The 26,000-nt window shown below is 47.6% G+C and carries 21 protein-coding genes and 10 pseudogenes; 10 read left to right on the top strand and 21 right to left on the bottom strand.

The features are described 5' to 3' along the window. Positions 1-13: 13 nt before the first annotated feature. From ACQ86O_RS27615 to ACQ86O_RS27595, 5 genes and pseudogenes are all read right to left on the bottom strand, one after another. Entirely contained in the window at positions 14-1,954 is a 1,941-nt protein-coding gene (locus ACQ86O_RS27615) for a YadA family autotransporter adhesin (protein WP_431225856.1), read from the bottom strand. A gap of 11 nt (positions 1,955-1,965) precedes the next feature. Next, positions 1,966-2,457 carry a hypothetical protein gene (locus ACQ86O_RS27610; protein ID WP_431225855.1) on the bottom strand — a complete coding sequence of 164 codons (492 nt, stop codon included), beginning with the start codon at positions 2,455-2,457 and terminating at the stop codon, positions 1,966-1,968. 11 nt (positions 2,458-2,468) lie between these two features. Continuing rightward, on the bottom strand, positions 2,469-2,960 hold the full coding sequence (locus ACQ86O_RS27605) for a hypothetical protein (RefSeq protein WP_431225854.1): 492 nt from the start codon (positions 2,958-2,960) through the stop codon (positions 2,469-2,471). An 11-nt stretch (positions 2,961-2,971) separates the two neighbouring features. Next, complete coding sequence (locus ACQ86O_RS27600; protein WP_431225853.1) at positions 2,972-4,645, bottom strand: ESPR-type extended signal peptide-containing protein; 1,674 nt, start codon at positions 4,643-4,645, stop codon at positions 2,972-2,974. 854 nt (positions 4,646-5,499) lie between these two features. After that, positions 5,500-6,169: pseudogene (locus ACQ86O_RS27595) on the bottom strand (IS3 family transposase); the annotation flags it as partial. Between ACQ86O_RS27595 and ACQ86O_RS27590 the strand changes: the two are divergent. Both ACQ86O_RS27590 and ACQ86O_RS27585 read left to right on the top strand, forming a co-directional pair. Next, a pseudogene (locus ACQ86O_RS27590) lies at positions 6,155-7,003 on the top strand (transposase); the annotation flags it as partial. The pseudogenes ACQ86O_RS27595 and ACQ86O_RS27590 sit on opposite strands and share 15 nt — an antisense overlap. Before the next feature lie 16 nt (positions 7,004-7,019). Then, positions 7,020-7,241: pseudogene (locus ACQ86O_RS27585) on the top strand (IS3 family transposase); the annotation flags it as partial. Positions 7,242-7,551: 310 nt separating this feature from the next. Here the strand turns inward: ACQ86O_RS27585 and ACQ86O_RS27580 are convergent. The 5 genes from ACQ86O_RS27580 to ACQ86O_RS27560 all read right to left on the bottom strand — a co-directional run bounded on the left by ACQ86O_RS27580 (position 7,552) and on the right by ACQ86O_RS27560 (position 10,345). Then, entirely contained in the window at positions 7,552-8,718 is a 1,167-nt protein-coding gene (locus ACQ86O_RS27580; protein ID WP_431225974.1) for a hypothetical protein, read from the bottom strand. A gap of 2 nt (positions 8,719-8,720) precedes the next feature. Beyond that, entirely contained in the window at positions 8,721-8,894 is a 174-nt protein-coding gene (locus ACQ86O_RS27575; RefSeq protein ID WP_431225973.1) for a hypothetical protein, read from the bottom strand. After that, positions 8,894-8,977 carry an inverse autotransporter beta domain-containing protein gene (locus tag ACQ86O_RS27570; protein ID WP_431225978.1) on the bottom strand — a complete coding sequence of 28 codons (84 nt, stop codon included), beginning with the start codon at positions 8,975-8,977 and terminating at the stop codon, positions 8,894-8,896. The genes ACQ86O_RS27575 and ACQ86O_RS27570 overlap by 1 nt, the downstream gene beginning before the upstream one ends. An 832-nt stretch (positions 8,978-9,809) precedes the next feature. After that, complete coding sequence (locus ACQ86O_RS27565; protein WP_431225972.1) at positions 9,810-10,097, bottom strand: type II toxin-antitoxin system RelE family toxin; 288 nt, start codon at positions 10,095-10,097, stop codon at positions 9,810-9,812. After that, positions 10,094-10,345 carry a type II toxin-antitoxin system Phd/YefM family antitoxin gene (locus ACQ86O_RS27560; protein ID WP_431225971.1) on the bottom strand — a complete coding sequence of 84 codons (252 nt, stop codon included), beginning with the start codon at positions 10,343-10,345 and terminating at the stop codon, positions 10,094-10,096. Before ACQ86O_RS27560 ends, ACQ86O_RS27565 begins: the two co-directional genes overlap by 4 nt. A 311-nt stretch (positions 10,346-10,656) precedes the next feature. On the opposite strand from ACQ86O_RS27560, the pseudogene ACQ86O_RS27555 reads away from it, so the two are divergent. The 3 genes and pseudogenes from ACQ86O_RS27555 to ACQ86O_RS27545 all read left to right on the top strand — a co-directional run. Continuing rightward, positions 10,657-12,400 (top strand): annotated as a pseudogene (locus ACQ86O_RS27555) (DEAD/DEAH box helicase); the annotation flags it as partial. A 252-nt stretch (positions 12,401-12,652) separates the two neighbouring features. After that, a complete protein-coding gene (locus ACQ86O_RS27550) occupies positions 12,653-13,324 on the top strand; it encodes a winged helix-turn-helix domain-containing protein (protein WP_431225970.1) in 672 nt (223 codons plus the stop codon). Between the two features lie 809 nt (positions 13,325-14,133). Continuing rightward, a pseudogene (locus ACQ86O_RS27545) lies at positions 14,134-14,285 on the top strand (IS91 family transposase); the annotation flags it as partial. 12 nt (positions 14,286-14,297) lie between these two features. On the opposite strand, the gene ACQ86O_RS27540 reads toward ACQ86O_RS27545, so the two are convergent. From ACQ86O_RS27540 to ACQ86O_RS27515, 6 genes and pseudogenes are all read right to left on the bottom strand, one after another. Next, the gene (locus tag ACQ86O_RS27540; RefSeq protein ID WP_431225969.1) at positions 14,298-14,576 is read right to left on the bottom strand and encodes a DNA -binding domain-containing protein; all 279 of its coding nucleotides are present in this window, start codon (positions 14,574-14,576) and stop codon (positions 14,298-14,300) included. Continuing rightward, positions 14,557-14,769, bottom strand: coding sequence for a hypothetical protein (locus ACQ86O_RS27535; RefSeq protein ID WP_431225968.1), 213 nt, complete (start codon positions 14,767-14,769; stop codon positions 14,557-14,559). The genes ACQ86O_RS27540 and ACQ86O_RS27535 overlap by 20 nt, the downstream gene beginning before the upstream one ends. Beyond that, positions 14,766-15,068, bottom strand: coding sequence for a hypothetical protein (locus tag ACQ86O_RS27530; protein WP_431225967.1), 303 nt, complete (start codon positions 15,066-15,068; stop codon positions 14,766-14,768). Before ACQ86O_RS27530 ends, ACQ86O_RS27535 begins: the two co-directional genes overlap by 4 nt. Next, positions 15,042-15,296: pseudogene (locus ACQ86O_RS27525) on the bottom strand (type II toxin-antitoxin system RelE/ParE family toxin); the annotation flags it as partial. The gene ACQ86O_RS27530 and the pseudogene ACQ86O_RS27525, both read right to left, overlap by 27 nt. Positions 15,297-15,335: 39 nt before the next feature. After that, a pseudogene (locus ACQ86O_RS27520) lies at positions 15,336-15,588 on the bottom strand (antitoxin). Between the two features lie 94 nt (positions 15,589-15,682). Continuing rightward, positions 15,683-15,781 (bottom strand): annotated as a pseudogene (locus tag ACQ86O_RS27515) (IS5/IS1182 family transposase); the annotation flags it as partial. A 237-nt stretch (positions 15,782-16,018) separates the two neighbouring features. On the opposite strand from ACQ86O_RS27515, the pseudogene ACQ86O_RS27510 reads away from it, so the two are divergent. Further along, positions 16,019-17,166, top strand: a pseudogene (locus ACQ86O_RS27510) (IS256 family transposase). Between the two features lie 633 nt (positions 17,167-17,799). Here ACQ86O_RS27510 and ACQ86O_RS27505 read toward each other — a convergent pair. Together ACQ86O_RS27505 and ACQ86O_RS27500 are read right to left on the bottom strand one after the other, a co-directional pair. Further along, entirely contained in the window at positions 17,800-18,771 is a 972-nt protein-coding gene (locus ACQ86O_RS27505) for a ParB family protein (RefSeq protein ID WP_431225966.1), read from the bottom strand. Positions 18,772-18,779: 8 nt separating this feature from the next. Then, entirely contained in the window at positions 18,780-19,973 is a 1,194-nt protein-coding gene (locus ACQ86O_RS27500; protein WP_431225977.1) for an AAA family ATPase, read from the bottom strand. A 317-nt stretch (positions 19,974-20,290) separates the two neighbouring features. Here ACQ86O_RS27500 and ACQ86O_RS27495 point away from each other — a divergent pair, with 317 nt between their 5' ends. Then, positions 20,291-20,533 carry a type II toxin-antitoxin system RelB/DinJ family antitoxin gene (locus ACQ86O_RS27495; RefSeq protein ID WP_431225965.1) on the top strand — a complete coding sequence of 81 codons (243 nt, stop codon included), beginning with the start codon at positions 20,291-20,293 and terminating at the stop codon, positions 20,531-20,533. Then, entirely contained in the window at positions 20,523-20,816 is a 294-nt protein-coding gene (locus tag ACQ86O_RS27490) for a type II toxin-antitoxin system RelE family toxin (RefSeq protein WP_431225964.1), read from the top strand. Before ACQ86O_RS27495 ends, ACQ86O_RS27490 begins: the two co-directional genes overlap by 11 nt. 552 nt (positions 20,817-21,368) lie before the next feature. On the opposite strand, the gene ACQ86O_RS27485 is transcribed toward ACQ86O_RS27490, so the two are convergent. The 3 genes and pseudogenes from ACQ86O_RS27485 to ACQ86O_RS27475 all read right to left on the bottom strand — a co-directional run bounded on the left by ACQ86O_RS27485 (position 21,369) and on the right by ACQ86O_RS27475 (position 22,855). Continuing rightward, a complete protein-coding gene (locus ACQ86O_RS27485; RefSeq protein WP_431225963.1) occupies positions 21,369-21,620 on the bottom strand; it encodes a helix-turn-helix domain-containing protein in 252 nt (83 codons plus the stop codon). A gap of 145 nt (positions 21,621-21,765) precedes the next feature. After that, positions 21,766-22,571 (bottom strand): annotated as a pseudogene (locus ACQ86O_RS27480) (tyrosine-type recombinase/integrase). Positions 22,572-22,723: 152 nt separating this feature from the next. Beyond that, positions 22,724-22,855, bottom strand: a complete 132-nt coding sequence (locus tag ACQ86O_RS27475) for a hypothetical protein (protein ID WP_431225962.1) — start codon at positions 22,853-22,855, stop codon at positions 22,724-22,726. A 2,097-nt stretch (positions 22,856-24,952) separates the two neighbouring features. Here ACQ86O_RS27475 and ACQ86O_RS27470 point away from each other — a divergent pair. Together ACQ86O_RS27470 and ACQ86O_RS27465 are read left to right on the top strand one after the other, a co-directional pair. Beyond that, on the top strand, positions 24,953-25,339 hold the full coding sequence (locus ACQ86O_RS27470) for a winged helix-turn-helix domain-containing protein (RefSeq protein ID WP_431225961.1): 387 nt from the start codon (positions 24,953-24,955) through the stop codon (positions 25,337-25,339). 34 nt (positions 25,340-25,373) lie between these two features. Beyond that, positions 25,374-25,964, top strand: coding sequence for a LuxR C-terminal-related transcriptional regulator (locus ACQ86O_RS27465; protein WP_431225960.1), 591 nt, complete (start codon positions 25,374-25,376; stop codon positions 25,962-25,964). Positions 25,965-26,000: the final 36 nt, after the last annotated feature.

Here is a 26,000-nt window from a genome sequence, read left to right as displayed (position 1 = left end):
CGCTAACTGCCTTTTACCACTGATAGCCCACCCCAGCAGAGATACCGAAGTCGCCTTGGGTGTTAGTGCTACCCTGAACTTTAGTCACCCACTTGCCGTTTTCAGACACTTTAGACGCACCGATGGCCAGTGCGGATTCGCCATTATAGCTACCGCCACCCATCGACATCATGCCTGCGTCGGCGCTGTATGGCTGAGGCAACGAGCCCATTGCCATTGCTGACGCTACACCTGCACTCAGTTTGTCTTTCATGTCGTCCATACGGCGGCCCATATCGCGGAAGTTCTGATTGGTGCTGTTACTCAGTGATGATAGCCCTTCTTTGAATTGATCGACGTTAACCGCATCGGTACCCGCGGTGCCACGTGCCACGTTGGTGATCTGACGCTCGTTGCCGAGAGATCCTATAGAGACCGAATTGGCACGGTCGGCCAGTGAATCATTACCCAGTGCGACTGAATTGCTGGCGGTTGCACGAGCATTGCTGCCCAGGGCCATGCTGTTATCTCCAGAGGATTGTGCTCCACCACCCAACGCCGTGCTGTCTTTGCCTGTTGCTACGGCTTTGACACGGTTGCTGCTGTTGTTGGTGGCTACGGTGCTTGATGCAACGGCAATGTCTTTCACCTGCGCAACCGTGGCTGCGTCGTTGTCCGCCACACCGTTAGCAATACCGGTTAACACACGATCACCCTCGGTACCTGCCAGGGAAACGGTGGTGCCGCCTTTGTCTTTACCCACCGACAGTTCTTGAGTTTCTGCATCCTGTTGCACCAGACCTACGGTGCCGTTGGTAATACCGTCGATATTGTTTTTGATATCGCTAATATCTGAGGTGTTTTGCGTTACCTGGCTTTTCACTTCGTACAGTTGGTTGCCGTTAACTGCATCGGTACTACCCACTGCCACGTTGCCTTCTGCCAGATTGGTGATCGTGACCGGAGCTGGCGCTCCGCGCGTTAAGCTGTTCACATTACCCAGCGTCACCTTATTGTTGTTATCCAGGTCATAGGCAATAGCATTGTTGATGTTGGTTTTCATGGTACCGATATGGGTATCCAGTGCGGCGAGCGAGTCACTCAGGTTATAGCTGCGGCCCTGGATGTTGTAGCGTGGCCCGCTGATCTTGCCGGTTGCCGCATCAATTGAGGCATCTGTTGCACCTAGCTCAGCAAACAGATCTTTCAACTGGCTGATGTTCACTGCGTCTTCATCAGCTCGGCCTGCACGCACACCGCTTAAGACACGGCTACCGGACAACCCGCTGAATGAAATGCTGTCACCACCAGACAGCGCTGCCACTGTCAGTTCTTTGCTCACCAGATCTTGTTTTACCAGGCCAACCGAACCGGAGTTCAGATCGTTGGTCATGCTAGCCATGCTGTTGTTCAGGCTATTGATATCACCGCTGTTACGTAGGATGTCGGTGCTGTTTTGCGCGATAACGGCAGTGTTGGTATTTACCCCACCGTTCAAGGCGTTCAGTGCGTCGCCTACAGTCCCTACGGTCTGACCCTGCACGCTGTAGCTTGGTGCAACAAAGTTACCGTCCGCATCAACCGCCGCGCCACCGCCTAAACTGCCTGCCAGCCCACTGATGTTGCCGGTATTTTTGGCGATATCTGCGGTGTGGGTGACAATATTGGCAGTGTTGGCTGCCACATTGTTATTGGTGGCAAACAGCTGGCTGCCGTTGATGGCATCAGTGCTGCCAACTGCCAAGGCCCCGGCTTTTACACCGCTCAGAGTACGCGCACCGTCAGTACCGGCCAGCGACACCGCAGTGCCACCGGTTGCCGCGGCCACGGTCAGGCCCAGCGTATCCGCATCCTGCTGCACCAGGCCAACCGAACCGGAGTTCAGGTCATTGGTGATATTGGTGAGGTTGGTAGTCAGGCTGGTGATATCCCCGCTGTTACGCAGAATATCGGTGCTGTTTTGTGCGATAGCCACACTGTTGGTATTTACCCCCCGTTCAACGCATTCAGGGCATCGCCCACGGTCCCGAGGGTCTGACCCTGTACGCTGTAGCTTGGTGCAACAAAGTTGCCGTCTACATCAACTGCGGCGTTGCCGCCTAAACTGCCTGCCAACCCGCTGACATTGGCGGTGTTTTTGGCGATATCTGCAGCATGAGTGACAAGGGTGGCCGTGTTGGCCGCCACAGTGTTGTTGGTGGCAAACAGCTGGCTGCCGTTAACGGCGTCGGTGCTGCCCGCTGCCAAGGCGCCGGCATTTACACCACTCAGAGTACGTGCACCATCAGTGCCGGCCAGTGATACGAAAGTGCCGCCGGTTGCCGCAGCCACGGTCAGGCCCAGCGTATCTGCATCCTGCTGTACCAGGCCAACCGAACCAGAGTTCAGGTCATTGGTGATATTGGTGAGGTTGGTAGTCAGGCTGGTGATATCCCCGCTGTTACGCAGAATATCGGTGCTGTTTTGTGCGATAGCCACACTGTTGGTATTTACCCCCCGTTCAACGCATTCAGGGCATCGCCCACGGTCCCGAGGGTCTGACCCTGTACGCTGTAGCTTGGTGCAACAAAGTTGCCGTCTACATCAACTGCGGCGTTGCCGCCTAAACTGCCTGCCAACCCGCTGACATTGGCGGTGTTTTTGGCGATATCTGCAGCATGAGTGACAAGGGTGGCCGTGTTGGCCGCCACAGTGTTGTTGGTGGCAAACAGCTGGCTGCCGTTAACGGCGTCGGTGCTGCCCGCTGCCAAGGCGCCGGCATTTACACCACTCAGAGTACGCGCACCGTCAGTACCGGCCAGCGACACCGCAGTGCCACCGGTTGCCGCGGCCACGGTCAGGCCCAGCGTATCCGCATCCTGCTGCACCAGGCCAACCGAACCGGAGTTCAGGTCATTGGTGATATTGGTGAGGTTGGTAGTCAGGCTGGTGATATCCCCGCTGTTACGCAGAATATCGGTGCTGTTTTGTGCGATAGCCACACTGTTGGTATTTACCCCCCGTTCAACGCATTCAGGGCATCGCCCACGGTCCCGAGGGTCTGACCCTGTACGCTGTAGCTTGGTGCAACAAAGTTGCCGTCTACATCAACTGCGGCGTTGCCGCCTAAACTGCCTGCCAACCCGCTGACATTGGCGGTGTTTTTGGCGATATCTGCAGCATGAGTGACAAGGGTGGCCGTGTTGGCCGCCACAGTGTTGTTGGTGGCAAACAGCTGGCTGCCGTTAACGGCGTCGGTGCTGCTGGCCGATAGCTCACCTGTGCTAAGGTTGGTGATACGAGTACCATCTTCGCCGCCTAACTGAATCAAGGCTTTGGACGCTGAATCGACATAGCGCAGTGCTGAGCCCGAAAGATTAGACAGGCTGCCACTCAGGCTTGTTAGCGCATCCCCTACGTTGCTGAATGGGGTAGACACTGACTGGCTGCTACCGGTTGTAGCATTGATTTGTCTCAGAGTGTATTGTGGACCGGTAACTGCCCCGGTAGTGTTATCGAAGGCTGAACCGCCACCCAAGGCAGCAATCACAGGTGTTAATTGTGAAACGTTGGCTGCATCAGTCGCAGTTGTACCCGCAGACAGATTCACCAACTGGCGTGTTGCCCCGGTGCCACCAATAGAAACGCTATTGGCACGGTTTGCCACAGATGATGCACCTAAAGCAACCGAGTTGGCTGCGGTTGCACTGGCGTTGGCACCCACGGCGAGGTTATTGACCAAGGTTGCGGAACTGTTGAGCCCCAGTGCTAGCGTATTATTGGCGCTGGCTTTGGCATTGGTGCCCAGAGCAATGGAGTCGGCGCCAGAGGCGTTAGTATTTGTTGTCGTATCCTGAACAGGATCTGCACCCGAACCGGTATTGGGGCTAGAGCCCAAAGCAATGGAGCGGAGGCCTGATGCCATTGAAGAGGTACCGATAGCCGTGGAATCATCACCGATAGCTCCAGAAACTACGCCAATGGCATTCGCACGTAATCCAGTCGCTACACTCCAGCCCCCTAAAGCGATAGAGGCCGTGTTACTATAAGCTCCGGCACCTATAGCGAGAGCTGCACGCCCTTTAGTTGTTGCATAAGTCCCTAATGCTACACTTCCAAATGCTGTAGTGTCTGTAGCTGCAAAACTGCCGAGAGCTACACTGCCGTTACCAGTAGCGTTGGCACCAGAACCAATGGCCATTGCTATAGGAGCAGCTAAGCCCGCCATAATCACACCTTTACCATCAGTACGACGCTCGCTTGCACTTATAGCCCATCCCCCAGTCGATGCAGTTGCAGCATCTGCACCATTAACCACAATATTAATAACCGGGTTAGTTCCTACCGCACGCCCCATCCCCGGGGTAAATACCGGTGTTTCAGCAACAACTGTATCGTCGAACAACGTTAAATCGTTATCCGCCATCACCGCGGCCACTTGTGCGCCAATCGCTGCAATTTCGGTTAAATCTGGCAGCGTGTTGCTATCGGTAGTGGTTTCTTCCATCGCACTGTCGACGACTTTGGGGATGACATTCTCATCGGCAAAGCCTGTGGTAGCCACAGAGCTTAATATGATCGCTGCCGCAACTTTGCTGGCGGCCTTACTCTTGGTTTTAGCGAATTCAGAAGCCGCAACGAAACATTGCAGCGAATGATTCCAAATAACACGGTAAACTTTATTCATTACTTTGACTCCCTTCTATTTGACAAGAAGAATGCATCCATGTGCATACTGCACTACATGGTATATTTAAAAGTGACTATTTTTTGAAAGGTGATTAAGCGAATTATGTATATGTAGTATTGAGATCTGAGGCTACATGATAATTTCCCTCATGGATATTAAGGTAACAAAAAACAGTCTATTATATTAAATAACTGATTAACAGAACAATATATTAAAACTAAAGTTCTTTAACTAAAAGTGAGTAGCGCTTTTCGTTTACACAGGGCGTGATAATTCTCATAAATTAAAATAGCGCGAGAGTTCAAGCCCGTGAGACCTAGTTTTTTAGCGCATTCAACTTATGTTTACTGACGGTTTTTTTCCGAAATCAGCATTTCTTTTCCCTTTAAGTAATTTCCTCATCACCTCAACTACACTAAGCGTCAGGTCTCTTATACAATCCTCAGTCTTGTGCTGCAAAATATATTTTATGATGCGGGGTAATTCATGCATCGCCGTCAAACCAGACCCTCTATTCTCTATTCTTATTTTTGCCACAATTCGCCATCTCTCTGGTTCAGGGTTATCATTTTACGGTCACTAAGCATTGGTTTTCAAATCAGTTTTTTATTAGATTTAAAGTTCAAAAAAAACCTCATTAAAAAAATTTAAAGCCTAAATATCATGATAATTTGGCATAAAAAACCAAAAAAAGTCACATGCAATGATTATACTTCAATGAGTATTCGAAATTTATCATCAAACATATACGATATGATTTCCATGATTCACAGACAGATAAACCAAATTTTCTGTCTGGTTATTAATTTATCGCATCACTACATCAGCCGTTCTACTGTAAGTCACCCGTTTTAGTTCCACACACTTTTTGAGATTTCCAGGTTTTCAGCCATCAGCCGATATTCTTCCGGCGTCAGGTTATTCAAGGATTCATGCGGACGCTCGCTGTTATATTCACTCAGCCAGCGCTCCGTGATTTCCCGCACTTCATTCAGGGTTCTGAACAGATAAAAATCCAGTATTTCTGTTCGGTATGTCCTGTTAAACCGTTCGATAAACGCATTCTGTGTTGGCTTTCCCGGTTTGATAAATTCCAGCATCACGCCATGAGCTTCTGCCCATTGTGCCAGCGCCAGCGAGACCAGTTCCGGGCCGTTGTCCATCCGCAGTTTCAGTGGATAACCCCGGTTTGCCACGATCCTGTCCAGTACTCTGACCACCCGCTGTGCCGGGATATTCAGATCGATTTCTATTGCGAGGGCTTCGCGGTTAAAGTCATCCACCACGTTGAAGGTCCGCAAGCGTCTGCCACAGACCAGCGCATCATGCATGCATAAAGTCTATCGACCAGCTCTGGTTAAGTGCCTCAGGTGTCACCAGTGGTGCCGGGTTACGGACTGGCAAACGCTGCTTTCCCTTGCGGCGAAAATTCAGTTTCAGCAGGCAGTAAATCCGGTGAACGCGTTTATGGTTCCAGGCATTACCCTGCCTGCGCAGCAACTGGAACTTCAGAGTGCCAAAATCGAAGTACTGGAGGTGATAGCCCCGGATAAAATGGAGTGTCGTAAACGGGGTAAAAGCGATACGATCGATGCAGAAAGCGCTGCCCACGCTGCCCTCTGCAGAATACGTACCGTCACGCCAAAAACACGTAGTGGAATGATCGAAGCACTACGCGTCCTGAAAGTCTGCCGCAAAACAGCTGTCACAGCACGACGCATTGCACTACAAATGATCCAGATGAATATCGTGTCAGCTCCTGATGAGTTACGTGATCAGATACGTCATCTCACGAGGATGCATTTGATTCGTACGCTGGCCTCATGGCGACCCGATGTTACCGCCTATCGGAATGTTCAGGATGCCTATCGTATAACACTGAAATCGCTGGCCCGCAGATATCTTAAGTTGCATGATGAAATAGCCGATCTGGATGTCATGATAACATCAATTGTTGATGAGTTGGCACCAGAGCTTATCAGGCGCAAAGCGGTGGGGTACGAATGTGCATCGCAACTTTTGATTACCGCCGGAGATAATCCTCAGCGCCTGACTTCGGAGTCTGGTTTCGCGGCTTTATGTGGCGTCAGTCCAGTTCCCGTATCTTCCGGTAAAACAAATCGCCACAGACTTAACCGCGGTGGTGATCGTGCCGCCAATAGCGCCCTACATATTATTGCTATTGGGCGATTACGTACCGATACGAAAACACAGGAATATGTCGCCAGACGGATAGCTGAAGGTCACTCAAAAATGGAAGCGCTGCGTTGCCTTAAACGTTATATCTTGCGTGAAGTCTTTACGCTGCTACGTAATCAAAATCGGCTGTTCAACAGTACTCAAATAACAACTTAACTCTTAGAAGGGCGTCCAGGGCAGCCAGTATGGTAGCGACGACTGGCAGCGCTTCTGTCGGGCCAATAACCTGGCACCCAGTATGAGCCGGCGTGGGATCAGAAAACGCATCTATAAAACCCGGGATATGGCCCGGGCCGATATCTTCGATTACATTGAAGTCTTCTATAACCGGTCCCGCCGCCACAGTCATCTCGGCGACGTCAGTCCGGAGGCCTTTGAACAGGCCTCGTCGTGAGGACTGAATTTGTCTACCGATGTGGGGTCAGTCCATTTCTTGTCGGCTGAATCAACCCCTGATCTGTGCGCCAATTCGAGTCAGCATTCCAATCCATTTTCGTGAGTCCATTATTATAAACAATGATCAAGCTAAAGGTTTCATGAACAGGCAACATGATTTTTGTACTCGAACGCCATAGGGTCTCGAACATTCAGAACACCATATCCAAAGCCAACCAGATAACGTAGATTTCCGATCCGCCAATCTCCTGAAAGTTCGATGTATTCAACAAAACCCATCATATCCTCAACAAGAGGATATGATGAGATTAAATACTATTCATACATGTAACATTCATTACTATTGCAAGTTCAGAAGTACGAGCACTGGCACTGAAGTTACCTGTAACCAGAGAGCCAAAATAACGACTCGCACTAGGCCCTATATCTGCTGTCCAGTATGTTACGTTAGTAAAACCCCCGCTGTAATTCAGCATGTTCCCCCATTCCCCAAAAAGAGTTCCAACTTGGCGAATATTCTCACCTGATGTTAACTGGGCTCTTGTGGGTAATACTAATTTTCTACTGTTACAATATTGAACCACTGAATCATTTCTGATGTTTATGCCGGGAGGGCTAAACCACGATTTGATATTGAATGAATAAGCTAATGGCCGAGATCCATTTTTTGGTGTTGCCATTATGGTTATTGCAGCTGAAGTTGGCTGGCTTTCAAGTGTCACTTGACCACTATTGTTGATTGTAACAACATTGCTAGCCTGATTAGAATTCCAAATGTAGTCATCAGGGTTACCAGTCATATCCAACGTGAATGTTGCCTTAGAAAAACCAACACTAGGGAATCCTGCATCAATCTCAAATGTATGACCATTGACCGTCACACCTGTGAATTTCGACGGTATGTACACAATATAGCGATAAAATAGAATTTTCGGCTCTGCCGTGGTCGGTAGGCCTGTTGAGCTACTGGCCGTTACTGGCACACTAACCTCAAGAGTTAATGTCTGAGCCGCGAAGTTCTCCCCAAATGGAGTCGCCAACTGTGCGGGAGACAATTCTGTTCCGTTGTGCATCCAGGTCAATGTGGCGTGTGCAGTATCAACCAATGCGCTCAGTTCAGCATCACCATCAGCATCATGCAATATCAAATCTGCTATCGACGTTGAGATCTTGAACTGGTCGGGTGATTGGTTCCCCTCCAGTATGGCATTGTCTGCCAACACAGTAACGCCGTCCGGGAGCAATACCTGAGGTATTCCCGTTACTGTGGGTACCTGACCCTGTATCTGCCCAGTCTTGTCGCTCAGTATCGCGCTTGCCGGAGTAGGCAGCAACCCTATCAACAATATAAATAACAGTCCCTTCAGCCCACCTTTTGCAATGTCGAGTGTGGAACTAAAGTAAAAGGTCTCATAAATAGGTAACATTGTTTTTAAAATCCCTCGAGCAAGTTGATGAATCGGGGCAATATCCAATTTTACGCTATCCGTTCTGAGCCACCATTGGTAAAGGTCACCAACTGCGGAGCCGTTTCGCCAAATACGCCGAGGTCAACCTTGACCAGGAAAGTGCCCGGCAGGGTGCTGACCAGTTCCATCACGTAGTGACTGATACCGTCACGTACTTCGGTTTGTACCCGTTTTTCCAGCATCAATTCCAGCGCAGGCCCGCCCCGAAATTACCGATAGTACGGCTGTCCTGATCGTGAATACCGGCCTGGGAAAATGCCTCCATGGCGTCATTTTCATACCAAGGGGTAAAAGGGACGCGGTACTCTTGTTGAAATCCCCATTACAATAAGCAGATAGTGTGATCAGTTGATACAGAGTAATTTACACGAAATAAGAACAACCTTAAATAAACTTAAAATTATCACAATGCTTTTTTTGCAGACAAGAAAATGTAACGCATTAAAATAAAAGATGTTTTCATTAAAAGGAAATTTACTTACGAGAGAAAAATTAACGATTTTATTGATTTTTGTCAATTTATGACAACGCATTCCGTGATGCAGTTATCGAAAAGATAAGAAAATCCGTGATATGCCCCATCACATTGACGCAATCGGCCTGCAATACCTAGGCGTAAATTCTTAGCCTAGGACTGGGTAGAGTTGGCCTTTTCGATTTATCCCGGAAGAAGGAAATACTGATAGCCATATCGTCAATAGTTGTTACTTGGGGGATTTAAATTAATTGATTTAAATCAATGGAAAGGATGGTGTTTCTTTTGAAAAAGCACGACATCATTGAATTAAAATACATAATTTTTAATCTGTTGTTAATTTTCTTTTATTAAAAAGGCATCGTGATAATTTTAAGTTAGCTTGAGATTTCTCGCATCAACGGTATGATTCATAATCATTTTGAAATGATATTTTGTGAGGATTAAAAGTTATATGAAGAAAATTCTATTCTGAGATTTTGCACCTTCTGGTGGTCGGGATTAGCGGTTTTCCATATGACAACAGAATTAGAAACAGATACAATAAGCCTCTTTTCCCCCGTATCATTTTCGTAAACTGTCAAGAATTTTAGCCCACTACCTATAATACCTGTCATTCTAACTACCTCATTCTTTCGCTTGCGAGATTATATATGTCACTACGCTCACGCTTGCCCATAGCTACAACAGCAATAATTAACTTGTCATCTATTACCTGGTATACAAGGCGGAATCCAGATGCACGAAGTTTTATTTTGTAGCAATCTTTGATTCCTCGTAATTTCGCCGCAGGAATGTGCGGGTTCTCACAACATTTCTTCAATTTTTTGGCAAATTGTTGTTGAATGGCTTTATCGAGCTTTTGCCATTCCTTCAACGCATCTTCTCTGAACTTGACGGTGTAGCTCATACGAAGCTATCCAAATCCACATCAAGCAATGGCTGATTACTGCGCTCAATCACTAATTTAGCCAGTTCATGATCATCTAGGGCATCAAGCATCTTTTCGTATAGTTCTGCTGGAACACAGTAGAAGGCGGGCTGATTACGATTCAGTATAGCGACAGGAAACCCATCACCGGCACTGACTGTAGCCATTGGATTCTTCTTCAGTTCGCTGACGCTAGCGCTTGTATCGCTTAAGATAATGTTTGGCATAGTACACCTTTAAAGACCATATAACAGGTCTTGATTCTATGCTTTAAAAGACCGTTTAACAAGTCTTTTAACCACTAGACAAAATTGGCTTCTCCTAAAAAAAGTGACTTTTGTATCTAGCAGGGCTAGGTGACATTTTAAAACTGCGTTGACAGACCATATGCTCTTTACCCTCTCTGGCAACGGAGTTCCCGATGCTGTGATCGCTGATTTGGAAACTGTGAGCGCTAATCGGAACCATTACGTCGTGAATTTTCATGTGAAAGACCACGGAGAATTTATCGAGGCAATTTACGAAGAGGTGCGAGACCTTGGAAACGATTGAAGAGCTACGTGCTTTCCTTGTAGCTGCAACAAAGGATGATACGTGGGGGCACCTTTTGTACCGTGGCGCTGCTTGGGCGCTTATGTGTGTCGACGGCAAACTTCCGCCAGAAGCCCCGCAACTTGGCGACTCTATCGAATCAGATTTGGCCGAGCATGGTTTTGCTTTACTTCGGGCTACCCTCAATTTGCGTGACAAAGAAGGCTCTACAAATCTATCGAGCAAAGGATTTGAGAGGAGTGCTAACGCGTTCGAATCGTTGGTGAAAAATGGCCGACAAGATGCCGTGGATCGCGGTTTTTATCGTACGCTGGCGGCTGCTTCCTATCACCTTGCTGGCTTTTCAGCGGTCGCATATTCCCTATTCAATGAACACGACGAAAATCTGAATAGTAATCCTGCAGAAGTTGCGATCATGCTTCTTATTCTTCGGGATATGGATCGGCTACAGGACCATGTGCGCACTTGGTTGAGGTATCCTGAACACGAAGACGATGCACTGACGCAAGCGATCGATACAGGCCAGCTAGAACCAGATGATGCTGTTGCCGTAATTCTGAACACGACAATATGTCGGGCCTTGGCCTACTTTGATTTTGCCCTGCAGACAGGTGAAGCCGTGTTGTATCAGCGGGCAATGGAACTGCTGGCCTTGGCGGTCAGTCTAGCTGGGAATGCCGGAAATGTTCCCTTCTGGTGGATTTGTGAAATCTGCCGAGCACTGATCGATGATCTTTGGGGACATTCGCTCCATGAACGTTTGCCGAATGATATCCCAATTGATGGCGAGGAAGAATATCCACGTCTTCGCAGGATGTTCATCGGTGCTTTGTATGCAAGGAGGACTTCTGAAGTCGAGCTATGGCCGTCGCAGCTTGAGGCAGCAGCCCGCTCAATCGACCTTGCCGATGACCTCGTCGTTGCATTGCCTACGAGCGCCGGAAAGACCCGTGTTGCCGAAATCGCAGCACTCATGACGTTGGCTACTGGAAAACGTGTGCTTGTTGTAACGCCGTTGCGTGTTCTTTCGGCGCAAACTGAGCGATCGTTTCGGAGGACTTTCTCGCCTTTGGGTTTCACGGTCTCGTCGCTCTATGGTGCGAGTGGTATATCGTCTGGCGATGAAGATGCTCTACGTAGCCAAAATATCGTGATTGCTACGCCAGAGAAGCTAGACTTTGCGCTGCGTAACGATGCTGGCCTGATCAACGACGTAGGTCTTATTGTGTTGGATGAAGGACACATGATTGGGCCCACAGAGAGAGATTCGCTACGAGGCATTAGTTCAGCGTCTGCTTCGGCGTGCTGACGCAGCGGAAAGAAGGATTGTGTGTCTCTCCGCGATCCTGCCGAGTGGCGAAGAGTTGAATGATCTAACTACATGGATACGAGGGGATGAACCGGGAGAACCTGTTCGCTCGGATTGGCGGTCTACGCGACAGCGTTTTGGAACATTGGTATGGTCGAGAACCTCTGCTTCTGCCAGGCTGAATTACGATCTAAACAATCATGGCCCGTTTTTGGCGGGGTTTGTCTCTGAAATGGAAGCTCGCCGCCCAGATCGGAATCCATTTCCTAGAAATGTTCGCGGCCTATCTATTCAGGCAGCTTGGGAGTTTGCTACCCAGGGCAAGCGCACGCTCATTTTCTCTACCCAGGCAAACTGGGTAGAGGGATATGGTAAAGAAATCGTCCAATTCGTGGATAAAGGCTATCTCCCTGCATTTCTAAACGTATTGTGCTGCCGAACCATCCCTTCAGCCCCAATCTCTTATGTTAAGATCCATCTACTGTCGGGTGTTTCTCGGGGCCGAGCCAACAAATCGAAAATACTAATGGCAGCTATAATTTCAATAATGTAACCATTTCATTTTGTGAGGAGGTGGGGAATTTTCCCCCAAAAGTTGGCAAGTAACGCACCTACGGAGGGGGCGGTTTGCGAGGTAATATTGGAAATATAATACATAAAAGTGTGGGTAAACATGTTAATACGCTACGTTATCGACTCAAGCTTTGAATTTTGTCCAGAAAGTTGCCAATTGACCATTTTTGGTGCTGAAAACATTACCATTACGCTTAACATTCCAGCCAGCCGATGCCTGGAACTGCTCCTTGAAAGGCGTTTTAAGCTGGTCCTCCAAAATGACTTTTACGAGTACGTCTGGGGAGATGAGGCTAAGAGCGTCTCCGTTAACAATCTTTACCAAAACATCGCGTTACTACGTAAGGCACTGAAAAGTATATCAAAAAAATATCAATCTATGGTATTGACGGTCCCCAAACAAGGTTTCAAATTTAATCAGGCCTTTTCTGTCCAGCAGTTGCTGGGCGACGAGGCGCCAGTGAACTCAGTAGATAATGACTTCAAAATAAAAAATGAGTCTGACCTTCCTTCTCTTCAAGAAATGCTCAATGAATCTCCCACCTCCTCCTGGTGGCAGGAGACCAAGACGAAATTGAAAGAGCCTCGCTTTTACAGCGTAATTGTATTGGCCTTGATTATTTTTTTGCTGCACTTTATCTCTTACTGGCAAAAGAGGGAGTATCACCATTCCATAATTATACTCTTTACCCGAATGATTCCGGTTGCATGGCCTATACCAATTCGAAAACTCACGATATTGCAAAAAGAATTGCAACAATTCAAGCATTAGGTGTCGATTGTAAAACGTCCCCTTACCTCTATATCACAATGTTCAAATATAGCACTCGCACCTCGGTTGTTGTATGCCCCCTCCCCATCGAAAGCACCCCCTTGCCTGTCTGCACAACCTTTAATCTAATTGGGAGGAATATAGAATGAGAAATAAACTTCTTATCCTCAGTCTTGTGACCGTTAGCATGCTATTTTTATTGATTTACTACTTCCTCGTCGGTAACCGAGACAAAATAAGTATCAATTGCCATGGTATTCTGGTAACCCAGAGTGATCTCACCTCTAGCAGAGCCCGGATTTCTGTATTTTTGCATGGAACGAATGGCAGAGTTAATTTTGACGGGATCGCAAATAACAAAGACAATGAAACAACCATTATACGCCGGGCTTCTTCATTTAACTTCAGCCATTACGGGCACACTTATATAATATACAAATCAACAGTATCCGAGCTGCCTGGCAATACTACCCCCGCTGATTTACTCATCGGAATGTACCCTTCATTTATGTTATTTAATGATAAGGATTATCGTTTTAATTTGTACCGAACAAGGGGCAATGGCTATCTTTTTATGAGTGATAAATTTGTCACCCTTTACTGCGTCCGCTGAACCCAATTTTATCGCCTAGGTGCCTGAATGGGTTGTTGATGAGAAAAATCGAGCTGCATTACCGCCTTGATTTGAACCACAGTTACAGGGTCCACTACCATGCCAAGCACCCTGCAGGCCAAATCTAGTGTTGCACTCGTGGAGAGGACAATCCAAATGGTGAATTACTGTCTTATATCATTGGCGCTAACAATGGGGCCAACTCCTGCCGAAGGTCTACGAAGCGCTGTCGATGACGATACGAGAGAAACCGAAGCGGCACGTTTCGCGGTGCTGATGAAAGGCTTCCTGGGCACCGATCCGTACCATAGCATTCTGTGCAAAGCCCGGCTACGTTTTGCCAGTGCCGTTGGCCTCTCTTTATTGCAGTTTGTCACGGTCGTCGGAAAGGATTTTCCGATAGCCGATTTCCGTCATCCATTTTGCGCGCCTTAGATGATCTTCCCAGCAATGACGGGTGCGCTCTGGTTCTGACACAGGGTCACGGTGCAGCACGACTTGGGCGACCTCCTGCCAGTCCGCACCGTCTGCCTCAGCATCGAGAAGCCGCATATAGGTGACAAAATGGGTCTCATCGTAAGGGGTGATCCTGTCGGACCACGGGACTTCATCAGCAACTTCAGGATCGAGCTCGGGCATAGCCTGTCCCCGGTTCATCAGGTGTGTGGATTGGCATCGCTGTTTCCCCCGGCGTACCCCAGGTTTTTAGCCATGCCCCGACTTCTGTCTGCATCAAATGCCGGCCGTTGAGCTGGTAATCCTTCCAGGCCCGCAGCGCGTCATTCTTGAAGCTCTCCCGAGCCTGGCGGCGGCGCGCGTGTTCGTCCATCATGCAGCCACCTTGAAAATCTCGGCCACGAAACGGCGCACCGTCTGGCACATCCATTCGCGCGTGTGAATGTGAAACGGCGCAGGTTCCGCCGTGTCGGTCACGATCTGGGCGCGGAAGGTGTCGGGATCGCGAGAGGCATCAACAACTGTTTGCATGGCGAAGCGGATCACTCCTGCGCCGCTGTATCCATCATCTTGGCATGCCGCCAGAAAAGCGGCTTTTAACTCGGGATCGACCCGAATGGACATGTTGACTAGCTTTACCATGTACTCATTGAGCCTGTCTGTCAGTCGAGTCATGAGGTTTATGCACTTATGAAAAATTGCTACGATCAACACGGACGTACTCTCACGCGGTAGGCAGAAAACGTAGTGATGTTCACAACGTGCCATCCGCAACGCTGGAAAAAGTTCGGTTATATCCTTGAAAGAACGCTGACCGGCGGCTAGAACGGCAATATCCTGTTCCAGCTTCGCGATTTAGCGGCGTACCTGCTCAGCGCGCCATTGCTTGCGTGTGTAGCGGATGGTGCCGCGTAGATCGTCTTCGGCCTGCGCCGTAGGCCGTCAAGTACGAGCCCCGGCGATTTCTTCATCAAGAATTTCGCCGATGCTCTTGGTGGAGAGTCTTCCCCGCAAGTCCATCGTTGATGCGGTTCCCCAGCAAGGCTTTCAGCTCCTGCCATACCTGACCGGCATCAATATCACCGGGGAACAGGCGTTCGAGGGTGTATTGCTTGAAGGTCTTGCCCTGCAACGCGGCCACCGCCCCCAGGCTTTGATGTTGCTGGTCCGTTATGTCGATTGTCAGGTGACTCATAAGATAAGCTCCGTAAATTACACAAACCCACATTAGCACATATGTATTGGGGGAGCCACCGTCTGCTCTGGCGGCGCTGTGATTGTCTTGAAAGCTCGAGCTGGGTAACGTCCACCACGTTGGCCGCAGTGCCGGCTACGCTGTGTACTAATCCCAATTCGTCATCCACGCCGATGTGGGCTCTGTTGCAAAATCTGGAGGTGATAAACTTATCGGCCCCTTTTGATGACGGCTCTGCACATGAACCCATTCAAAGACCGGCATTTATAGCGTAACATCATCCTGTAGGCGGTGCGCTGGAACTGCGAATATGGCATCAAGGACATCCTAGGTATAAATCTCATTCTCCATCATAAGGTGAGACTGTAATTAAAGTTGTGTATCAGCCTGTTTTTGATATGTTCACTCCAACAACGGAGACAGGCAAATTATGGACGAAAAGAAACTTAAAGCCCTCGCAACTGAACTGGCTAAAGGCCTTAAAACCGAAGCCGACCTCAATCAGCTTTCCCGTATGCTGACGAAGCTGACCGTTGAAATGGCGCTCAAGGCAGAGTTAACTGACCACCTCTGGCGCGAGAAAAATGCATCTAAAGCAGGTTCAAACACACGCAATGACTATGCGTCAAAAACGCTGCTGTGTGATGACGGCGATATCGAGTTGAACACGCCGCGTGACCGTGAAAACACCTTCTAACCTCAGCTCATCGAGAAAAACCAGACACGTATTACACAGATGGACAGTCAGATTTTATCTCTGTACGCCAAAGGAATGACCACCCGCGAAATCGTCGCTATCTTCAAAGAAATGTACGATGCCGATGTGTCACCCACGCTGATATCTAAAGTCACCGATACGGTCAAAGAGCAGGTCACCGAATGGCAAAGTCGTCCTCTGGTTACGTTGTATCCTATTGCTTATATTGACTGTATTGTTGTAAAAGTCCGTCACAATGGCAGCGTCATCAACAAGGCCGTGTTCCTGGCTATGGGGATTAATACCGAGGATAAAAAAGAGCTGCTGGGTATGTGGCTGGCCGAGAATGAAGGGACGAAGTTCTGGCTCAATGTGCTGACTGAGTTGAAAAATCGGGTCCTTCAAGACATCCTGATTGCTTGCGTAGATAGCCTGAAGGGCTTCCCGGATGCGATAAACAGCGTGTATCCACAGACACATATCCAGTTGTGCATCATCACATGGTGCACAACAGTCTGAAATACGTATCGTGGAAGAACGACAAAGCGGTCACTGGCGGGCTAAAATGGTGTATCAGGCGCCGACAGAGTAAGCGGCGTTGATGGCGTTGGATACGTTCGCGGGCGTCTTGGACGATAAATACCCGCGAATCAGCAAAAGCTGGCGGGCGCACAGGGAAAACCTCAATACGTTCTTCGGCTATCCGCTCGATATCCGCAAAGCCATCTACACCACGAATGCGATTGAGTCACTGAACAACGTGATCCGGCAGGCGACAAAGAAACGCAAAGTGTTCCCGACAGACGACTCAGTGCGCAAAGTGATTTTATCTGGCGATCAAGGATGCGTCAAAAAAATGGAATATGCCGATCCGAAACTGACGGTTGGCGATGAGCCGTTTTATTATTGAGTTCGGTGACCGCCTGAGCGATCATCTCTAATACAGTGGCAGTTACACAGAATTATTTACAGGCTCTAAGCCAGTATATTTGCAAGACACGACAACATGATGCAATCCGTTTTTTTGGTCTACTCATTGCTTTGTCACGTCATGTTCGGAAGCAGCCGGGATCAGATTGCCGACATCCTTACTTGAAATCCTACCTCGTTTCGCAAGTGAAAATCTGGTGATTTCACCGTGAAATTCCCTTTTATATCTTTTAAATACAAAAGACTACATGATTTTTTTGCATGGAGAAAGGTATTGAATTTTCAATATAAAAAGGCCTTAGAAAGGCATACGCTTGGATAAGTGTCTGACTGAATAGATGTACAACTGTGGAGATTTCAGCGTGAAATTCAAAGAGGATATCCATTACATATAACATGTTAGAACATGTATTTGCCTGGAGAACGTAGTTGTAATTATTAAGGCGTTCGACTTTAAAACTTAGGAACTGACCAAAGCAGGGCGAGTGAGTGTGAATCCTATGGAGATTTCACGGTGAAATCTCCATGGAAAAGCGATTATTTTTAAATAGTTAACACTGAAAAGTTGGTGGAGAATATTTCAATTATGACTTCAGATGCTTGGCCAAGACAGCATTCACCGCATCATCAATAGCACCCTGCAGTTCGGGCGACACACGGCTAAATTCATAGCTAAACATGCGCCCCCGGATCTTCTTGCGGGCATACTTGTTCTTGTCAGAAAACTGCCAGAGTGGGGTGATGACAGCCGCTTCTCCTTTCGCAGGTTCTCCCAATACTGTGGCTTCATCCCGTATTACCGTGAGGATTTTAGTCTTAACCTCATCAGCGGGCAGCAATGACGACTCACGGATCACATTGACGACGTTACTGATATTTTCGATGAGTTCTGAGACCAAACGTTGATTGCTGACCAACAATTCTTCTGCCATCAGCAATACTTTATAGTCAGAAAAAGACAATTCAGATTGGATTGGAAAAAGGGATAGCAACTCAGAAGATACACTGGCAGCCTGCAATGCTCGCGTAACTTTCGCTTGCGACAATCCCTCCACTTCAGCAATTTCTTTTTGTGTCAGTCCACTTTGCTTGAGGGCTAGCAACCGCGTTCCCACTTCACGAATGTTATGTTCCCGGGCCGTCTGAATATCCTGTGCCAGCTTTCTGGCCTCGCTGATCGAGAGTGACTCATCTGTGACCAAAATATCCAGGCCCACATGCTTGATGATGGCCGAGGCGCGACGACGTGAGCCATCCAGGATCTCAACACGGTTATCGCGACGGACACCAATGGCCGGGAAGAACTGCTGTAGACTGATGGTCCGCGTAATATCCTGAAGGGATTCAGGGGTGAGCGCAGACTGATCACGTCCATTTACTTCCTGAAGAACATACGTTTTGGTTTCAACTTCTGCCGCCGGAACGGTCACTTTGGTAAAGGCCGCCTTCCTGCCAGAAGAGAGTGTAAATACCTGTTTGACCGCTTCCGACTCGGTCTCGTTGTGAAGAACTGGCGCGTTAAACGTGCGCCCGATTGTCTGACGTTTTGTGCTCATCGGGCACCTCAATTCATTCGAATAAATTCAATACGGTCAAATACCGCTTTGGCAAAATCTTCAGCTGCGGTACGCGCATTTTTCAAAGCCTCGCTGCTCCCCACATAGGTCGCTGGGTTCGCGGAGATCACCGTATCAAAGGACTCTCCACAACGTTCAAAGCCATCAAGGCGCGGCAAAGCCGCATCAAGCATGTCTCCGCCAAAAATCTCTTTCGCGAGGCTGTGGCAGACTTTGTGATCGGGCTTGTTGGACAATTTGGACATGAAACCGATATTTCCCTGCAACCGGCACGGGCAACCAGAAGCTTCAATGATACTGACCAGCTCAGGCAGACGGGTCAGGTACTTTAATGTCGAATGGAAATCAACCTGTGCAGGCGGGATCGGCGTCATCAGGAGATCGGCGGCCGCAATCGCGTTCTTAAGGAATGCGTCTAGGTGAGGACCGCTATCGACAAAGATAAAGTCATAATCCGCCTTCAATTTATCAATGATGTTATCATGCAATACAGCATGAGGGTTTTGGCCAGGTAAATACTCGGCACACAAACTTTCCCAACCTGAAGCGATAAACGCATCATCAATGGATGCTGGAAGAACGTCGACGCCTGGCACAACAGAAGGCACGATGAATTCATTGAGTAACTCTTCCCGGCTGACATTTTGGAGCATGGCCTGAGCGGAGGTTGACTCAACCAGGCCCACGGCACGGGTATGGTTCAAAAACATGGTAGCCGAGGACTGAGGATCCAAATCAATGACCAGAACGCGTAAATCTTCAAAAAGGAGGTGAGGGTGGGCACGCAGTGCGTGAGCCAATGAAACCGTAGAAACGGTCTTTGAGACCCCGCCCTTTAGGTTGCCGACAAAAAGAGTTATTGCTTCAGGATGGCGATCGCGGTATTTAGGGACACCACGGTGGTGATAAATATCGACAATATTCTGGACGGTCATCGCGTACTTTGTTGACGAACCGGCCGCACGCTTGTCGAAGATATAACCACTGCTTTCCATCTCGCTGACAGCGTAATCAACATTAGCGCGCGTCAACTTTGGAAATTTTGCAACGGCAGCTTTGGCATATACCTGAAAATACTCGTTTTCATTCAGTTCTTTTTTCTGAAGTTGTATCTGCTCAGTCAACGCGGACAGCATTTTTTCGGCACGTAGTGCGACTTTCTCTGTTTGATGAGAATCCATAATCACCAAAACCCCTTCTTATGTAGCTTATTTGAATAAAATCAATATTCCTGCATAATAAATAAAAAAGCAACACCATTGCGAAATTTTATTAATCCTTAACTTGCTCCTTTGTCGCGTTCAGTACATCACTCTGAAGATATACTCGGTAGACCCTTTAAAGCCAGGCAAGCTTCCTTCATTGCTAGGAAGCTCTCCGCTATTGCGCAAGGCTGAGGGGGTAAATACTGCATTTAGATATAGGGTCTTCTGTGCTTTATTTTTTACCAGTGAACGATTATCATGTATACACAACTGTAATTACAAGGAGCTTTGCAATGGCTACGATGAACATTCGCATCGACGACGATTTAAAAGCACGTGCCGGAATAGCACTCGATGGGCTAGGAGTAACAGCATCTGAAGCAGTACGCCTGGTACTTGAATACGTTGCTCAAAACAACCGTCTTCCTGTTCAGGTCGCATTGCTGGCTGACGAAGACGCTGACATCATCGAACAGGCACGCGAGCGTCTGGCTAACCCGGGTAAACGGATCCGCGTATCGCTCGATGACCTATAAAATTGATTTTGACGACGCTGCCTTCAAAGAATGGCATAAATTAGGTGATACCGTGCGCCAGCAGCTAAAGAAGAAGCTGGCACAGATTGTCAAAAACCCCCGCGTTGAGGCTAACCGGCTTCACTCTTTGCCTGATTGCTATAAGATTAAACTCCACGCGTCTGGATATCGACTGGTGTATAAGGTCGAAGATGAGACTGTTGTGATCCTCGTTCTTGCTGTTGGCAAACGCGAACGGTTGGAAGTTTACAAAGCCGCCACCACAAGACTGCGCCAGGTCTGAATCAACACAAATTTGCATTGAAAACAACGATGCCATCAAAAGAGAGCAGGATTGATCCTCTGATAAGTTCCTCCCAACAATATTTACAAAATACGTGGTTGGCGATATACCATCAGTCACAAAAACCCGGCATAACGGCGCTTTTCCAAGATGCCTGTAGCGACCTTCATACTGCCATAGCAGAGTTGGGTGCCCTTACACACCCAATACCATTGCGTCGCAACTCTGGTTTTGTGGTGATGCCAAAGGGGTTGTACAGGAGTACACCAAGGCAGGATGGTAGTGATCAACGATAGAGATTGCCCGCAATCTGCAGCAGAACGGTTTCGATAACAATACCGTCATGAAAATGACCGGTCTGACCGAAGACAGTCTGACGTAGAGTCACTCTCCCTCACTCTCCCTCATTCTGCCTTTATACTCTTTTCACGCTAAAATCCGGCTTGGCGGTCAGTTCACTGGCGCCATAGCGGGATTTGAACAACCGCAGGGCGTTAGCATCCAGGATCTCCAGCTCCCCCACGGCGCAGGGAAGATATAAGTATCATCATTTCAGCCCTTGGTCCGATACAACTGCAGGACCTTTTTCGCAAACCCATCATCAAGAATATAGAAGTAACACTCAGGCACGTTCAGCACCTGAGCCAAGGCACACATCATCGTAAAAGAAGGCGTGTAGGTCCCGCTTTCATACTGTGAGATCCGCGAACGGGCGGTGGACTCATCGATACCGGCCAGAACACCCAGTTTCTCCTGGGTCAGTCCGGCTTGCTGGCGGGCGGTTTTCAATCGTAAAGGGATCATGATCTGCCGTCAAAGAATAGATTGACGACATGTTTAGCATCACTTAACATCCAATATGTTTAGAGTTACTAAACACCAGTGCGATGACGGCACCTTATAACACTAAGATCAGCATCAGGGAAAAGAGCCGGTCACCCTGACCGGCTCACTTGCCTTCGTTCTTCAACATGTTCCCTTGTCCATGAATATTGCGGATCATGCCCATCGCTTCCTGAGGGGGCAAGGTGAACTGCACTTGGCGGCTGGCCACAATATCCAGTGCAAAAACCCGCGTATAGACTTCGGTACTCTCCGCTTTTTCATGCCCCAATAACCCCTGAACCGCCTTCAGTGGTGTGCCCTGGTACAACATGTGCATCGCGTAACTGTGCCGAAACACGTGCGGCGTCACCGGCACGCTAAATCGGATCCCTTCACGTTTTGCCAGATGCTCAGCTTTCGTCAGCCAGTTGCGCACCCCCGATCGCTGATCTGCCAGACAGGCAGAGGGGAACGTTCGCCCGTCTCGGCATCGATTTCAAACAACTCCTTGGTACTGGCAAACAGTCGGCGAAGCTCATCCACAAATTGCGGATCGGTCAACGGTACCGTGCGGTTCGCCGACTTGCCTTTCGAGGGTCGGCCACGCCCGGTTCGGCGTTGTTTGGCCGTACGCAATACCACATGCGGCATGGTCACATTGAGCCGAAAATCCCGCCGCCTCAGTGCCAGGGCTTCATTGATCCGGGCACCGGTATTCCACAAAAGATTGATCAGCGCATGCTGTGTCCAATCCGGCAAGAAGTGCAGGAGGGCGGCGACTTCCGGTGCCAGCAGATACCGGGGCAGCTCATCATAGGTCATGGCCATCTGGCGCAACGACAGCGCACGTTGATAATCTTGCGGTGCCAACATCGGGGTGGATCCACCGGCGGGGGCCCCCGCCATGGCCAGTGCCGGATCATAGGTCATCATCTGCTCCTGTTGTTCTGTCTACCAAGGGTCAGCACCACGGTCACCGGATCTGCCGAAGAACGAGCCTACGGTCGAGGCTGAGTCATAAACGGTCAAAGGCATGAGGTTGCGCTACGTAAAAAATGGGCGTCTACGCCCCACGTCGACGTTCAGATTTCACGTAGCGCAACTTCTTTCAATGCCGGGCCAAAACTGACGTTTTCGTCGTCCATGCAGGACAACGCCTCATCAGTATCGCCAATCCACTGTGCCGGCGCACGAGCAATAATTCGTTTTCGCAATCGGTCATCGCCGCCTTTTCTCTTCCGACTTTTGGAAATATACCATAAATCGGAATCAAAAGAGAGCTAAGCAGGATCGGCGGGGGATCCCAAAAGGATCCGCTTGCACTGTATGTCGTGTTAGCTATGTAACTCTGGCACTACATACGGGATAAAATCCCCAAAAATGCCTCAAGCGGTTCTGCTTCCGGAAATAACAGAGAGCGGAACCCTCGTTCCTGATCAGGCTGCTCCATTTCTGTAAAGAGTAGACATCGAAAAGGCCGATCCCGCTGCAGGAAAAAGCAGATCGCGTCGGTGATCCTCATGCATGGAGCCACGTGGTCTGCGCCGCCAATATCACGACCCGTTCCGAGCGACCGTTCACTCGGACGTGTTCGTCTCGGTGATCACACCTTGGAATTAAATAGACATTTTTTGTAGCCACACTCTTTTCTAAAAAATTTGTCATGTTTATTGCCGTTATTAGGGTTATATTTCTTTCTATATTAGAGATGTATTAATTGACAAGCCTCGATAATTTCAATGCTTTTTTAACTTAAGTTTATAGCAATAATACGAATATGAGGGCACCTGGCCATGATATTTTTGATCTGGCGGAAGTCATAAGTTCTACCCAGTAACTCTTGTACCCGTATGTACTGGCAACGGCTTTATTGTATGAGTGAACCAGAGTCACCTCAATACGATTACAAGGCTCCGGTCAGCGCCAGAGGAGCGGATCATTAACCATATTTGCAAACGCATATCGGGTTTGCCGCATAAAAGAAAATCAATTCCGAACGGCTTAATGATGGCGAACAAACCTGGCCGATAGCGTAAATGCAAGAGATGCCGACGATCCCAACTCATCGGGAAGTGTACCTGGTAAGGGAGTGCTCTCAGATGGGTAAGGGCTGCATCTCAGTCTGTTTCACTCATAACCAATATTTGCTGCTAAACATATAGACTCTTCTTCATAGTGCTTTTAAGAACGGAAGTATCATTTTCATAACCTTCAGAGAAAAGCACGTTGAATTAAAACTTGCTATATTTCTTCAAATCCAGCGATAAGTCGTATTGTGATAGACATTGACGCCGGTTCAGCCAACATATCCTGGAGTCTGCGATTATTGATGGCATATTTGCTGTATCAGCGAACAGCCCATAGGATGATATCGTTCTTAAAATGTCGACCATGGCAAGGGTCTATGTGCTGCCACCTATGCAAAAAAGAGACCTCAGTTTATCACCACTGCCTATTTTGGACTGTGCCATCATAACGAGCCAAACTCGAAAGCTTCCTGCCGATTAAACATAACCATACTGTACAAAAAATAGTTACGGGACACACCCAGTCACGATCTCCGATTGAAACACTTTTATGGGTATATTTTACGGTGGTATGGAAAATGACAAGGCTAAGATTCAGCGACCATTCCACTTGAAGTGTGTAAAAAAATCTGATTAAGGAGGATTTTTCTTAATTAAATGACTTGCTATGGAAATACAGTACCTATGTAATGATAATTATTCTCATAAATAAAATCATTATTTATCATTGAGTTGATTTTTTTGTTCTATCTATTCATGGCATTTTTTCATGCAAGTACGACTACGGCGACGAGTTAAGAATTGTCTTAGATAAATTAAGGATCTAATTAAACGGATTTCCCTACTCTTGATAGCCTTTTGAACGTACTATTTTTCACATCGAGCCGCAGATGGCGGACAACAAGGCTACGACAAGAGGTTCATTTCTGTCTCTACTAAATGAGTCGAACGGTTGGTGTAATGATGCGATATCTTAATAGCCAGACAAAAATTTGGTTTATCTGTCTGTGGATCGTGGAAATCATATCGTAAATGTTTGATGATAAATTTCGCACACCTTTTGAAGCATAATTATTGAACATCATTTTTTTTAGGTTTATATGCTAATTCATCATTGAATGTTGGTGTTAAAGTTCTTTGATGGGATCTTTTTTGAACTTTAAAGCCAATGGCAAACTGATTTGAAAAACAATGCTCAGTGACCGTAAAATGATAACCCAGACCCTGAGAGATGACGAATTATGGCACAAGCAAAAATAGAGGGTCTGGTTTAAGGCTTTATATATGAAGGAATATACTTTATGCGGCTATCGTATTGGATACGATGTTTATGTAGACATATTTCATAAACGGATCATTTATCTTTCTTCAGATAAAAGAAACGCTGACTTACAGGTTGCCTATTTAAGAAGAACCATGATGAGATTATTAATCTACATCTTGGATAATGCGCTATACCATCCTGTTCCTGATGAAGACATCATGACCAATGTTTGGGATGTTCAGGGGCTGAGCTCTTCCAGACAGAGGTTATGGCAAGTCATAAAAGACTTGAATAGAAAACTTGACTCATTTGGTATTGGTGTCAATTTTATAAAGCGAGTGAAAAATCAAGGTTATACTATAAATAAAGAAAATATCACGCTTATCTATTTAAAAAAATGTATGTGAATGGAACTGACTACTGAGAAAGGGAATTCAAAGTATGATAAAAATAATTTCTGACGACAGCTATTTTGCATTAGGTGCTGAAGCATTACTATTACAATCAGGGTACCAGGCTGCGATCATAGATGCACAGTTACTAATGAAATCCAATCAGTTGGTCGGTTATCAGCAAGACGATGTCATTCTATTATCATCCGACAATAGAAACCTGTCGAAGATGACACTATTGTTTGCCGTAGCCGCAGATTTGCGTGTAATCAATTCTGTTTCAGGGAATATCTCATCCGACAAATGGATCTATGGAGTCTTGTCAAAAAAGACGGCGACCTATGAATTCCCTCGCATCATAAAATACATCTTGCAGCACAAAATAGAGAATTGGATAAAAGACTTGACGCTTCGTGAAGTTGAGGTGATGAAGAAATTACTTAAAGGAAAAAGCAATAATGTAGTTTCCAAAGAAATGCTAATTTCGGAAAAAACCGTCAGCAGCCATAAGTTGAATGCGTTAAAAAAACTAGGTCTCACTGGTTTAAACTCTCGCGCCCTTCTAATTTATGGGAATTATCATGCTCTGTGTCAGCGAAAAAGATGTCACTCACTCTCAGTTAAAGATCATTGGTTTTAATATGTTAGGCTTCAAATCCCATGAAGATAGCCTATG

Origin of the sequence: Serratia sp. L9 (assembly GCF_050632285.1) — a bacterium.
Lineage (GTDB): Bacteria > Pseudomonadota > Gammaproteobacteria > Enterobacterales > Enterobacteriaceae > Chania.
Note: the sequence above shows the minus strand (reverse complement) of the source record. Positions and strands in the feature narration are given on the sequence as shown.

Excerpts from the sequence above, each read along its gene's own strand:
- ACQ86O_RS27540 (WP_431225969.1), bottom strand. The coding sequence starts at position 14,576 with ATGCCCGAGCTCGATCCTGAAGTTGCTGATGAAGTCCCGTGGTCCGAC.
- ACQ86O_RS27470 (WP_431225961.1), top strand. The coding sequence starts at position 24,953 with ATGAAGGAATATACTTTATGCGGCTATCGTATTGGATACGATGTTTAT.
- ACQ86O_RS27505 (WP_431225966.1), bottom strand. The coding sequence starts at position 18,771 with ATGAGCACAAAACGTCAGACAATCGGGCGCACGTTTAACGCGCCAGTT.
- ACQ86O_RS27535 (WP_431225968.1), bottom strand. The coding sequence starts at position 14,769 with ATGATGGACGAACACGCGCGCCGCCGCCAGGCTCGGGAGAGCTTCAAG.
- ACQ86O_RS27560 (WP_431225971.1), bottom strand. The coding sequence starts at position 10,345 with ATGCCAAACATTATCTTAAGCGATACAAGCGCTAGCGTCAGCGAACTG.
- ACQ86O_RS27570 (WP_431225978.1), bottom strand. The coding sequence starts at position 8,977 with ATGGAGGCATTTTCCCAGGCCGGTATTCACGATCAGGACAGCCGTACT.
- ACQ86O_RS27490 (WP_431225964.1), top strand. The coding sequence starts at position 20,523 with ATGACCTATAAAATTGATTTTGACGACGCTGCCTTCAAAGAATGGCAT.
- ACQ86O_RS27485 (WP_431225963.1), bottom strand. The coding sequence starts at position 21,620 with ATGATCCCTTTACGATTGAAAACCGCCCGCCAGCAAGCCGGACTGACC.
- ACQ86O_RS27565 (WP_431225972.1), bottom strand. The coding sequence starts at position 10,097 with ATGAGCTACACCGTCAAGTTCAGAGAAGATGCGTTGAAGGAATGGCAA.
- ACQ86O_RS27500 (WP_431225977.1), bottom strand. The coding sequence starts at position 19,973 with ATGGATTCTCATCAAACAGAGAAAGTCGCACTACGTGCCGAAAAAATG.
- ACQ86O_RS27530 (WP_431225967.1), bottom strand. The coding sequence starts at position 15,068 with ATGACTCGACTGACAGACAGGCTCAATGAGTACATGGTAAAGCTAGTC.
- ACQ86O_RS27550 (WP_431225970.1), top strand. The coding sequence starts at position 12,653 with ATGTTAATACGCTACGTTATCGACTCAAGCTTTGAATTTTGTCCAGAA.
- ACQ86O_RS27575 (WP_431225973.1), bottom strand. The coding sequence starts at position 8,894 with ATGCTGGAAAAACGGGTACAAACCGAAGTACGTGACGGTATCAGTCAC.
- ACQ86O_RS27600 (WP_431225853.1), bottom strand. The coding sequence starts at position 4,645 with ATGAATAAAGTTTACCGTGTTATTTGGAATCATTCGCTGCAATGTTTC.
- ACQ86O_RS27495 (WP_431225965.1), top strand. The coding sequence starts at position 20,291 with ATGGCTACGATGAACATTCGCATCGACGACGATTTAAAAGCACGTGCC.
- ACQ86O_RS27465 (WP_431225960.1), top strand. The coding sequence starts at position 25,374 with ATGATAAAAATAATTTCTGACGACAGCTATTTTGCATTAGGTGCTGAA.